Source organism: Arthrobacter sp. zg-Y238 (assembly GCF_024385525.1).
Classification (GTDB): Bacteria; Actinomycetota; Actinomycetes; order Actinomycetales; family Micrococcaceae; genus Arthrobacter_B; species Arthrobacter_B jinronghuae.
The window spans coordinates 443142-455167 of the sequence record NZ_JANFLU010000010.1; the positions used below are offsets into that span (position 1 = coordinate 443142).

Annotated in this window: 8 protein-coding genes; 3 read left to right on the forward strand and 5 right to left on the reverse strand. The window is 66.1% G+C overall.

Annotated elements, in window-relative coordinates; translation table 11 throughout:
* Positions 1 to 8: 8 nt before the first annotated feature.
* From cydD to NNX38_RS11105, 3 genes are all read right to left on the reverse strand, one after another.
* Entirely contained in the window at positions 9 to 3497 is a 3489-nt protein-coding gene (gene cydD, locus NNX38_RS11095; RefSeq protein WP_255798039.1) for a thiol reductant ABC exporter subunit CydD, read from the reverse strand.
* Positions 3494 to 4510 (reverse strand): cytochrome d ubiquinol oxidase subunit II, encoded by a 1017-nt coding sequence (cydB, locus tag NNX38_RS11100; RefSeq protein ID WP_255798040.1) that lies wholly within the window; start codon positions 4508 to 4510, stop codon positions 3494 to 3496. Before cydB ends, cydD begins: the two co-directional genes overlap by 4 nt.
* Before the next feature lie 99 nt (positions 4511 to 4609).
* Positions 4610 to 6211 (reverse strand): cytochrome ubiquinol oxidase subunit I, encoded by a 1602-nt coding sequence (locus NNX38_RS11105; RefSeq protein WP_229952230.1) that lies wholly within the window; start codon positions 6209 to 6211, stop codon positions 4610 to 4612.
* 184 nt (positions 6212 to 6395) lie between these two features.
* On the opposite strand from NNX38_RS11105, the gene NNX38_RS11110 reads away from it, so the two are divergent.
* Both NNX38_RS11110 and NNX38_RS11115 read left to right on the forward strand, forming a co-directional pair.
* Positions 6396 to 6761 carry a BlaI/MecI/CopY family transcriptional regulator gene (locus NNX38_RS11110; RefSeq protein ID WP_255798041.1) on the forward strand — a complete coding sequence of 122 codons (366 nt, stop codon included), beginning with the start codon at positions 6396 to 6398 and terminating at the stop codon, positions 6759 to 6761.
* A 15-nt stretch (positions 6762 to 6776) separates the two neighbouring features.
* Entirely contained in the window at positions 6777 to 7769 is a 993-nt protein-coding gene (locus tag NNX38_RS11115) for a M56 family metallopeptidase (RefSeq protein WP_255798042.1), read from the forward strand.
* Positions 7770 to 7867: 98 nt separating this feature from the next.
* Here NNX38_RS11115 and NNX38_RS11120 read toward each other — a convergent pair whose 3' ends face one another.
* Entirely contained in the window at positions 7868 to 9979 is a 2112-nt protein-coding gene (locus tag NNX38_RS11120; RefSeq protein WP_255798043.1) for a type IIA DNA topoisomerase subunit B, read from the reverse strand.
* A 238-nt stretch (positions 9980 to 10217) separates the two neighbouring features.
* Here NNX38_RS11120 and NNX38_RS11125 point away from each other — a divergent pair, with 238 nt between their 5' ends.
* Positions 10218 to 10439 carry a hypothetical protein gene (locus NNX38_RS11125; RefSeq protein ID WP_146362357.1) on the forward strand — a complete coding sequence of 74 codons (222 nt, stop codon included), beginning with the start codon at positions 10218 to 10220 and terminating at the stop codon, positions 10437 to 10439.
* 216 nt (positions 10440 to 10655) lie between these two features.
* Here NNX38_RS11125 and NNX38_RS11130 read toward each other — a convergent pair whose 3' ends face one another.
* On the reverse strand, positions 10656 to 11939 hold the full coding sequence (locus tag NNX38_RS11130; RefSeq protein ID WP_255798044.1) for an RNA polymerase sigma factor: 1284 nt from the start codon (positions 11937 to 11939) through the stop codon (positions 10656 to 10658).
* Positions 11940 to 12026: the final 87 nt, after the last annotated feature.

The following is a 12026-nucleotide window of genomic DNA, read 5'->3' on the forward strand; positions in this document are numbered from 1 at the left end:
CATCCACCCTAGGACAACAGCACCGCTCCCAGTGAGACCTCCCGCTCGCACCACGCAGCATCGGCCGGATTATGGGTCACGACCACTACGGCCTTGCCTTGCAGGCCGGACTTCAGGTCGGCCATCAGCTGCGCTCCCGCCTCGGCATCAAGGTGGGCGGTGGGCTCATCCAGGAGGACGACGTCGGCCGCCGCGAGCAGCGCACGGGCCACGGCAAGCCGCTGGCGCTGGCCGCCGGAGAGGAAATGCCCGCCGGCACCGATGGCTGTATCCAGGCCGTCGGGCAGCGTGTCGAACAGCGGCCCCAGGCCAACAGCCCGGAGGGAGGCGATCATTTCCGTTTCCGTCGGGGCAAGGGTCCGGTCACGGGCGAGGAGCAGGTTCCCGCGGAGGGTCGAGTCGAACAGGTGCGCCTCCTGCGGGCACCACGCCATCCGCCGCGCTGCCTGCGGGACCGACTGCGCAGGAACGCCGTTGATCAGATAGGTGCCGCTCCGTGGCGGCAGGAAGCCGAGCAGCACGCCGAGCAGGGTGGACTTGCCGCTGCCGGACGGACCGGTGACGGCCACCCACTCCCCTGCGGATACCAAGAGGTCCACGCCGGTCAACACATCTGCGGAAGCGCCGGGATAGCGGTACCGGATGTTATCCAGTTCCAGTACCTGGACCTTGCCGAAGCTCTTCCGGGCAGCGGTTTCCGCGGCGGTGTCATCGGGTGCGACGTCTTCAGTGCCCAGATCCGGCAGCACCTTGTCTCCGAGGGTGCGCCATGCGGAGAACTGCTGGATGGAGCCGTTGACTGCGACAAAAGGCTCAATCAGCGCCAGCTGCACCAGAACCACCACCGCGGCCACCGTGGCCGGCGCGCCCTGCGAAGCGGTGATCATGTACAGCGCTGCAAGGGAGCAGGCCAGGGCGGTGATCGCATTCGCCAGCCCCTGGGCCCAGGCACTGCGGCGGACAGCCTGAGCCGCAGCTGCCTCGAACTGCTCCTGACGGGCCAGGACCGGCCCCGAGCTCGAGTTGGCTTCCAGGTCGGAGGCCGCCGTGAGCAGGCGTGCCATGGAAGACATGGACCGGGCCTGCAGGTTCACGGTGGCTGCACGGGCCGCCGAATCCGCGAACAGGGCCAGCAGCGGAGCGATGACCATCCCCACCACGGTGAGCGCCACCTGTACCGCCAGGCCTTCCGGGACCAGCAGCCACGTCACGATGCAGGCGCCGACGGCGGTCAGCAGGCCGGTCAGTGGTGCGAAGACCACCCGGGGCGCGATGTCCCGCAGCTCGTCCACGTCACCCACCAGGCGTTCGAGCGCACCCGAACCCCGCGCCACTCGGCGCCAGCCTTCGGGGCGCTGCAGCAGTCCGTTCCAGAGCCGGACCCGCAGCGTGTTGGTGGCCCGGAACACCGCGTCATGCAGGGAGAGGCGCTCCAGGTAGCGCAGCAACGCCCGGCCGATGCCAAAGAACCGCACCCCCACGATCGCCATGAGCAAGTACAGGATCGGCGGCTGCTCCGCGGCACGCACAATCAGCCAGGCGGACAGGGCCGTCAGCGCGACGGCGAACATGGTGGCGCCCGTGCCCAGCACCAGGGCCAGGACAAACTGCCTGCTCCACGGCTTCAGCACCAGGAGGTTCTTCCACAGCGGTTGATGGCCGGAGGCCGGCTCCGCTGCGGTGTCTGCTGCAGGGCCTGCGGCTGGGCTGCCGGCTGCCGAACCGGCGAACGGGCCGGGACCGGCGTCGGCAGCTGCCGGACCAACGTCCGCCGGAACCGTCACCGGGGCGCTGCGGGCAGCGGCTGCCAGGGATGCCGCATGCCTGCCCTTGACGCCTTCCCGGGCCGGACTTCCGCCCGCCCCTGCTTCAACCGGAATCACGGCGTCGGCGATGGCTGCGGTGGCGGCGTCGTGGGCCACCAGCAGCACGGTGGTCCGTCCCCGCAGCGCGGCGAGGGCTGCACGGACAGCCGAGGCGCTTCGCGGATCTAGGTGTGCGGTCGGTTCATCCGCCAGCAGGATCCGGACGTCGGGATCCGCTTCGACGCGGGCCAGTGCCCGCGCCACGGCCACCCGGCGCTGTTCGCCCGGGCTCAGGTCGGCGGTCGCGGAATCCAGGAGGTGCCCGGCGTCGATGCGTTCCAGTGCGCGCCGGGCTGCGGTGCGGCCCGGGTTGTCCAGGCTGTCCGGGCTTTCGGCACTGCCGGCACCGTACACAGGGAAGCCAGCGTAGAGGGCTATCTCCTGGGCAACGGTGTCCTCGACGAGTACCGGATGCTGCGGTATCCAGGCCTGCGTTTTGCGGCTGATCCCCTGTACGGTGCCGGCCAGCCGGGTGTCCCCGCCGTTCCGGCGGAGCCCGGCCAGGACTTCCAGCACGGAGGTTTTTCCTGCCCCGCTGGAACCGGTCAGGGCGGCAATGGCACCTGCCGGCACGGTGAAGCTCAGGTTCTCCACTGCAGGGTGCGGCCGCCCTTCGTACGCGACGGTCAGATCCCTGACCACGAGCGCCGATCCGGGGGTTTCCGGAGCGGCGGCTGCGTCCCCCGCCAGCGGCACGGCCGCCGGGGCGTCCAGCACAGCGTTGGTCCGGTTCAGTGCTTCGAGGCCGTCCTCGCTGGCGTGGTGGGCGGCGCCCAGGTCACGCAGCGGCTGATAGCACTCGGGTGCAAGAATCAGGGCCAGCAGCCCCAGTTCCAGCGGCATGCCCCCGTGCACCAGCCGGACGCCGATGAATACCGCCACCAGGGCCACCGAGATAGTGGCAATGAGTTCCAGCGCCAGCGAGGACATAAACGCCACCCGCAGGGTCGCCAGCGTTGTGGTGCGGTAGCGGTCGGCGACGTCGCGCAGTGCCCGGGTCTGCGCACGGGCACGGCCGAGGCCCACCAGCACGGGCAGGCCCTTGGCCAGCTCCAGCATGTTGTCCGAGAGTCGGTTCAGCGCGTCCACCGCGGCGGCCGTCTTGTCCTCGGTGTGCAGGCCGATCAGAATCATAAAGACCGGGATGAGGGGTACGGTCAGCACGATCGTGACGGCGCTGATCCAGTCCGCGGCGAGGATCCGGGCACCCACGAGCAGGGGTACGACGGCGCAGGTCACCAATGCGGGCAGGTACTTGGAGTAGTAGTTGTCCAGCCCGTCCAACCCGCGGGTCAGCAGGACGCTCAGCGCGCCGCTGCCCATCCCCGGGACGGTGCCGCCGTCGGCCAGTACCCGCACGGACAGCTGCCGGCGCAGTTCGTCTTTCACCCCGGCCGCCGCACGCTGGGCCACGGTATCCTGGCCCCATACGGCCACGGACCGCAGCACGGCGCCGGCTATGCCGAGCAGGAACACCCGGTTCCAGTCGGGGCCGCCCTCGGCCAGTCCCGCGATGCCGCCGGCTACGGCGTCGGCCAGCAGCACCAGCCCCGCGGCCTTGATGGCTGCGAGCAGCCCGAGGAGGTACAGCGCCCGGCGGCTCGTGGCACTGACGGGCAGTACGGGCTTCACTGGTTCTTGAAACTGTGGGGGGCGGGGATGGCCTCGGTGGTGACCCGCTTACGGAACACCCAGTAGGTCCAGCCCTGGTACAGCACCACTACCGGCAGGCCGAAGAGGGCCACCCAGCTCATGACCTTCAGGGCGTACGGGGAGGCGGAGGCGTTGTCCACCGTAAGGTTCCAGGCGGCATCCAGCGTGGAGGGCAGCACCACGGGGTACATGGAGGCGAAGATGGTCGCCGCGCCGGCCACGAGGAAGATGCCAAGGCTGATGAAGCTCAGGCCGTCGCGGCCCCGGCGTGCGTAGATCCAGGCCAGCAGGGCGCCCACCACCGCAATCACCAGCAGGGGCAGGGTCTGCACCTTGGCGTTCATGAACTGCACGATGATGGCCCATGCCGCCAGGGGCAGGATGCCCACGGGCAGCCAGCGCATCACGATGCGCCGGGCGCGGTCACGGATCTGTCCGTCGGTCTTGAGCATCAGGAAAACGCAGGCATGAACCAGGCAGAAGGCCACCACTGCCACGCCGCCCAGCACCGCATACGGGGTCAGCCAGGCAAATGCGCCGCCCACGCGGTCGCCGTTCTCATTCAGCGGCAGGCCCGTGGTGGTCAGCCCGAGGGCGGCGCCTACGCCGAAGGCAGCAGCGAAGGAGCCGAGGGCCATGCCCCAGTCCCAGCGGTTGCGCCAGCTGTCACTGTCATGCTTGCCGCGGTACTCGATGGATACGGCCCGGAAGATGAGCCCCAGCAGCACCAGGACCAGCGGAAGGTACAGGGCGGAGAACAACGAGGCGTACCACATCGGGAAGGCCGCAAAAGTCATTGCACCGACCGTGATCAGCCATACTTCGTTGCCGTCCCACACCGGACCGATGGTGTTCAGCAGTACCCGGCGGTCTTTTTCATCGCGGGCCATCAGCTTCATAAGCATGCCCACGCCCAGGTCGAAGCCCTCCAGGAAAAGGTACCCGACCCACAGGAAGGCAATCACGATAAACCAGAACAGCGGTAGCGACATTACGTTCAGAGCTCCAGAAGTGCCGGTGTGCGGCAGATTGCAGGGTGGTCGGACAGTATCCGGAGGGCGCCCGCACGCGCAGTTGCCCTCCGGAGAATCTCAGTAGGCAAAGTCGAGGACATCGTCCTTCTTCTTTCCGGGGGTGCCGTCCGGATCGCCGCCGGGGGAATTCATCCCGCCCGTGGCACCGTCGTCGCCGCCCAGGAGGTCCGGCATCGCGGCCGGGACGCCGCCGCGGACGAACTTGAACAGCAGCATCACCTCCACGATCAGCAGGGCCAGGTACACCACGGTGAAGGTGATGACGGAGAACAGCAGCTCCCCCATGCTCACCCCGGGCGAGACCGCTGCCGCGGTGAACATAAACACGCCGTCGGAACCGGTGGGGTTCGGAGCCACCACAAACGGCTGGCGGCCCATTTCGGTGAAGATCCAGCCTGCGGAGTTGGCACCGAACGGCGCCAGGATGCCGAAGACGGCCAGGCGCATGAGCCACTTGGATTCGGGGACCGTGCCCTTGCGGACCGCCCAGAGAGCGTAGGCGGAGGCAATGGCGGCGATGCTGCCGAAGCCGATCATGATGCGGAAACCCCAGTAGGTGACGGCGAAGTTCGGGGTGTAGTCAATTTCCGCACCGGAGTTGGTGCCGTACATCTCGTCAGCGGGCAGATGCGTACCGTAATCGTCCTGGTACTGCTCCAGCAGGGTGTTCACGCCCCGGATTTCGGTATCGAAGTCCCCGTTGGCGAGGAAGGACAGCATGCCCGGGATTTCGACCAGGGTATCCACGTCTTCACAGTTCTCCGCGCCCGGGTCGCCGATGGACAGGACGGAGAAGCCGGTGCCGTCATGGCACGCTGCCTCCGCCGCAGCCATCTTCATGGGCTGCTGCTCAAACATCAGCTTGCCCTGCAGGTCGCCGCTGACCGCGACGCCGGCAAAGGAGATCATGGCGACGACGGCACCAATGCGCAGGGAACGCAGCCACACGGAATGGTCGGTTTTGTCGCGGCCGATTTCCGGCCGCTCGCCCACCACCACGTTGCCCTTGGCATCCACGGTGTCGATGCCGTCCCGGCGCCGCTTCCAGAGGTGGTACCAGGCGATGCCGATCAGGAACCCGCCGGCCACGGCGAAGGCGCCGAAGATGGTGTGCGGGAAGGCGACGAGAAGGGTGTTGTTGGTCAGGACGGCCCAGATGTCGTTCATGACCGGGCGGCCGTCCACCATTTCCACGCCCACGGGGTGCTGCATCCAGGAGTTGGCAGCAAGGATGAAGTACGCCGAGAGCATGGAGGCCAGTGTGGTGATCCACAGGCAGGCCAAGTGGACCTTCTTCGGCAGTCGTTTCCAGCCGAAGATCCAGAGTCCAAGGAACACCGATTCGGTGAAGAAGGCCAGCAGGGATTCCAGCGCCAGCGGGGCGCCGAAGACGTCGCCGACGAACCGGCTGTATTCACTCCACGCCATCCCGAACTGGAACTCCTGGACCAGGCCCGTGGCCAGGCCGAGGATGAAGTTGATGAGGAACAGTTTGCCCCAGAACTTCGTCATTCGAAGGTACTGCTCTTTGCCGGTGCGCACCCAGGCTGTCTGCATGGCTGCCACCACGATCCCCAGCCCAATGGTCAGCGGGACCATGAGGAAGTGGTAGACGGTCGTGATGCCGAACTGCCACCGGGCGATATCCAGTGCTTCCACGCTTACATGTCCTTCAACTTGAGGAACGAGTTCTACACGCCGTAGAATTCCTTACTTCTACACAGCGTAGAACAACTTCGCCAGGATTTCTACGTGATGTAGAACAAACGGGCGAAACGCGGTACATTAGTAAGTCTGGACCCGATACGGGGTCAGCCGAGGTCTCGATCGAAAAAGGATGCACATGGCAACGCTCGGTGAGCTGGAACGCGCAATGATGGATCTCCTGTGGGAATCAAACGACGCAGCAACCGCCAATGAACTCCGGGAGAAACTGGCGCAGCGCGAGGATTCCGCCGACAGCAAGGGCCTGGCTGTCACCACCGTGCTGACCGTCCTGTCACGGCTGGAAAAGAAGTCACTGGTCGAGCGTGAACGCGACATCCGCCCGCACCGCTACCGCGCCGTGACCAGCCGCGCCGAACACACGGCCGAACTCATGCATGAAGCCCTCGGTACTGCCAATGACCGCGAAGCAGTGCTGGCCCGGTTCGTCGGTTCCGTCTCGGACACAGAGGCCGAAATGCTGCGCAGGCTCCTCGGCGCCTAGGCACCGGCACCTGCGGTGTTCTGGGCCTCCTACGCATTGGCGGCGCTGGCGATCGTGCTGGCGTGGCCCGTTCCCATTCTTCTCTCGCGGGCAAAGTGGCCCGCCCGCTCGCCTTTCACCGCCATGGTCCTGTGGCAGGCCATAGCCCTTGCGGGCGGCCTGTCCATGATCGGCGCCATGCTTACCTGGGGCCTGGAGCCGCTCGGGGACAATCTCCTGGCCGGGCTGCACGGTTTGTGGCGGATTCTTCTGGAAGGCGCTCCGGCCAGCACCCTCGGACTGGTCCATGTTTTCGCCCTCAGCGCCGCAATGCTGCTGAGCGCCCATCTGGTGTTCACCCTGCTGCTGACGTACTACCGGATCCTCCGCGGCCGGCACCGGCACCGGGACATGCTCAACCTGCTCAGCTCCCCCTCCGCTGACACGCCCGCCACCCTGGTCATCCAGCATCCAACCCCGGTGGCCTACTGCCTGCCCGGCGGTGCACGGTCCGTCACCGTCCTCTCTGACGGACTGTTGAACATGCTCTCCAAGGATGAGCTTTCCGCGGTGCTTACCCACGAACGTGCCCATCTGGCCCAGCACCACCACCTGCTGCTGTGGGCCTTCGCGGCCTGGCGTGCCGCCCTGCCGTGGCTGCCGACATCGATGCTGGCCCAGCACGCGGTCAATGAGCTGATCGAGATGCTTGCAGACGACGAGGCGCTGCGGGAGGTGGACCGGATGACACTCGTCCGTGCCGTGGCAATCGTCGGATCAGGGTCCCCCGCCGCACCCGGGGCACCGAAGCCCCCGGCCGAACAGCAGGCGCGCCTGAGCGCGGCGTCCCCGCTGGCTTTGGGTGCACCGGAGGGGTCAGAGCCGCTCGGTATTGCCGGCAGGCTCAGCCGGTTACTCACGCCGCAGCCGCCCCTGCCCCGCTGGCAGCAGTGGAGCGTACTGTGCCTCTCAGCCCTGCTGCTGGCGGTACCGACCACCCTGCTGATCGCCCCGGGGCTGCTGGATTAGGCCGGGACCCGTCTCGGTGGTGTGCGGGCCCGGCCCCATCGGACGTGGTCCCCGCTAGGCGTCGATCCGGTCCGGGCTAGGCGTCGATCCGGACCGGGCTAGGCGTCGATCCGGTCCCGGTCCAGCATGGCCGCCCCGGCGATAATAAAGTCCTTGCGCGGTGCCACGTCGCTGCCCATCAGCAGCTCGAACGCCTGCTCGGCCGCAGCTGCCTCGGAAATCCGGACCCGCCGCAGGGTGCGGTGCCGGGGGTCCATGGTGGTTTCGGCCAGCTGGCCCGCGTCCATTTCGCCCAGGCCCTTGTAGCGCTGGATCGGTTCCTTGTAGCGCTTGCCTTCCTTTTCCAGACGGGCAAGGACCTGGTGCAGTTCCTTTTCGCTGTAGGTGTAGACCATCTCATTGCTCTTGGAGCCGGCATTGATGACCTCCACCCGGTGCAGCGGTGGAACGGCCGCATAGACGCGTCCGGCGTCCACCAGCGGGCGCATGTAGCGGAAGAACAGCGTGAGCAGCAGGGTCCGGATGTGCGCGCCGTCGACGTCTGCATCGGTCATGAAAATGACCTTGCCGTACCGGGCGGCGTCGAGCTGGAAGCTGCGGCCGGAGCCGGCACCCACCACCTGGATCAGCGCTGCACACTCGGCATTGGACAGCATGTCCGCCACGGACGCCTTCTGCACGTTCAGGATTTTGCCGCGGATGGGCAGCAGCGCCTGGTAGTCCGAGGACCGGGCCAGTTTCGCCGTGCCGAGGGCGCTGTCGCCTTCCACGATGAACAGTTCAGAGCGTTCCTGGTCATCAATCCGGCAGTCCGCCAGCTTGGCCGGCATGGTGGAGGTTTCCAGCGCGTTCTTCCGGCGCTGGGTCTCCTTGTGCACGCGGGCGGAGATCCGGGACTTCATCTCCGCCACCACCTTTTCCAGCAGCTGTGAAGACTGCGCCTTGTCGGCGCGCGCCGTGGAGTTCAGCCGGGCGGTGATTTCCTTCTCCACCACCTTGCTCACGATGGCCCTTACGGCGGAGGTGCCGAGGATTTCCTTGGTCTGGCCCTCAAACTGCGGCTCGGCGAGGCGGACCGTCAGCACGGCGGTGAGCCCCGCGAAAACGTCGTCCTTTTCGATCTTGTCGTTGCCGGCCTTCAGCTTGCGGGCATTGGCTTCAATGACCTTGCGGAAGGTCTTCAGCAGGCCCTGCTCGAAGCCGGTCTGGTGCGTTCCGCCCTTGGGGGTGGCGATGATGTTCACGAACGAGCGGATATTGGTCTCGTACCCGATGCCCCAGCGCAGGGCGATATCCACCTCGGCCTCGCGTTCGATCTCGGTGATCCGGCTGTGCCCGCTTTCATCGAGTACGGGCACGGATTCCTTGAACTTGCCGGAGCCGTGCAGGCGCCAGATATCCGTGACCGCTGCGTCGGCGGCCAGGTAGTCGACGAACTCGGCGATCCCGCCGTCGTGGTGGAAGACTTCCTCCACGGGGCCGTTCTCGCCCGGGGTTCCGGGCAGGCGCCGTTCATCGCGCAGGGTGATGCGCAGTCCAGGGACCAGGAAGGACGTCTGGCGGGCGCGGGCCTGCAGCTCGCTGTAGGAGAATTTGGCATCCGGCGTGAATATCTGCCGGTCGGCCCAGTACCGGATGCGGGTGCCCGTGACACCGCGCTTGGCCTTGCCGACCACTTCAAGCCGTGAGCTGGCCAGGAACGGAGAGAACTTGGCCTCGGGGCCGGGCTTTTTGCCCGTGTCGTCGAAGTGGCCGGGCTCGCCGCGGCGGAAGGCCATCTGGTACGTCTTCCCGGCCCGGTCCACCTGCACGTCGAGGCGGGAGGACAGGGCGTTGACCACGCTGGCACCGACGCCGTGCAGGCCGCCGGAGGCCGCGTAGGACCCGCCGCCGAACTTTCCGCCGGCGTGGAGCTTGGTGAAAACGACTTCGACGCCGGAGAGTCCGGTTTTCGGTTCGATATCCACCGGGATACCTCGGCCGTCGTCGTGGATCTCCACGGAACCGTCCGGATGAAGAATGATCTTGATACTCTGCCCAAAACCGGCCAGGGCTTCATCGACGGAGTTGTCGATGATTTCCCAAAGACAGTGCATCAGGCCACGGGAGTCGGTGGACCCGATGTACATGCCGGGACGCTTGCGGACGGCCTCCAGTCCTTCCAGGACGGACAGGTGCCGGGCAGTGTAATCAGAACTAGGGGGCGCCACGTGCGTTGAAACTCCTTGGTGTCGGCTGTTTTGCCGGTAGAGATATCCGGGAACAATCAGGGACTCCTACAAGGTTAATCCCCGGCGGTGACACTTCCGCCCAACGACTCAGTTGCGTGAGTTTGCCCACGGGGACCGCGCCGAAGGGTACGCGTAGAGCGAAAGGCGGGCCAACCTGCAAGGGACGGGGTGTCAAAGGTGGTTATATGAAGTATCAACACCCTTGAGGAGGCAACTCATGACAGCAGCAGTAGCAACCCGTGAGCTGAACAGCCTGGACCGCTGCGATCGTTGCGGCGCACAGGCATACGTACGTGCCGTACTGGAATCCTCCGGTGGGGAACTGCTTTTCTGCGGGCACCACGCCCGGGCGGTGGAGGCAAACCTTCGTCCGCTCACCTCGGAATGGCAGGATGAAACCTCGCGCCTGAACGAGAAGGCGCCGGTCTCTGCAGAGTAAACAGGCAGTCGCCTTGTTCGGTCAGCGATGCCACGGAGTAATGTCCGCGTAGACGCGGCGTACCAAGCTTGAAGAAGTCCCCTTCCGAGTCGGAAGGGGACTTCTTTTTTGTCCAGCTGCATCTTGTTCCGCCGGTGCGTGCCCCACGCAAACGGCACCCCGTCCGCGGATCGGGGTGCCGTTGGTGAAGCGGGTTGCCGGCTGACCGGCAGGTGCTTAATCCAGGTAGTCCCGCAGGACCTGCGACCGCGACGGGTGGCGCAGCTTGGACATGGTCTTGGATTCGATCTGGCGGATCCGTTCACGGGTCACGCCGTAAACCTTGCCGATTTCGTCCAGCGTCTTCGGCTGGCCGTCGGTGAGGCCGAAACGCATGGCAACCACGCCGGCTTCGCGCTCAGACAGCGTGTCCAGCACTGAGTGCAGCTGCTCCTGCAGCAGGGTGAAGCTGACCGCATCGGCGGGAACCACGGCTTCGGAGTCCTCAATGAGGTCGCCGAATTCGGAGTCGCCGTCTTCACCCAGCGGGGTGTGCAGGGAGATCGGCTCACGGCCGTACTTCTGCACCTCCACGACCTTTTCAGGGGTCATGTCCAGTTCCAGCGCCAGCTCTTCCGGAGCAGGCTCGCGGCCCAGGTCCTGGAGCATCTGGCGCTGTACACGGGCCAGCTTGTTGATGACTTCCACCATGTGCACCGGGATGCGGATGGTGCGGGCCTGGTCTGCCATGGCGCGGGTGATCGCCTGGCGGATCCACCACGTGGCGTACGTGGAGAACTTGAAGCCCTTGGTGTAGTCAAACTTCTCTACGGCACGGATGAGGCCAAGGTTGCCTTCCTGGATCAGGTCCAGGAACAGCATGCCGCGGCCGGTGTAGCGCTTGGCCAGCGACACAACGAGGCGCAGGTTGGCTTCGAGCAGGTGGTTCTTGGCGCGCTTGCCGTCATGGGACACCCACTGAAGCTCACGCTTGAGCTTCGGGTCCATGTCGGGATCCGCAGCCATCTTCTCTTCGGCGTACAGGCCGGCTTCGATCCGCAGTGCAAGGTCGACTTCCTGCTCGGCGTTCAGCAGGGCGACCTTACCGATCTGCTTCAGGTAGTCCTTGACCGGGTCAGCCGTGGCGCCGGCGGAGACGACCTGCTGGGCCGGCGCGTCGTCGTCGTCGGCATCCGAGTACACGAAACCGGATCCGGTGGGTGCTGCAGTGTCTGCAGCTTCGACGGCGTCTGCGTCCGGCTCGACGTCCGCAGACTCAACCTCTTCATCAACCTCGGCCTTGGCGGCCTTGGCGGTCTTCGCAGCGGTCTTTCGGCCGGCTGCAGTGGTGCCGGCCTTGGCCGGAGCCTTCCGGGCCGCAGTCTTGCGGGGCGTCTTGGCAGCGGTCTTTTCGCCGGAAGCAGCCTCCTGGGCGGCCACCGCGGACGGGGCCTCAGTTGCGGCAGTGCGCTTATTTGCAGTGTCAGTCTCTTCGACTGCAGTTGTCTTTCTCGGCGACACAGAAAACCTTTCATACGGCGGGTTGTGGCACCGCCATTGGGGGCAACACCACTATGACCCTGTCAAGTCCGTGATTCTATCCAAGTG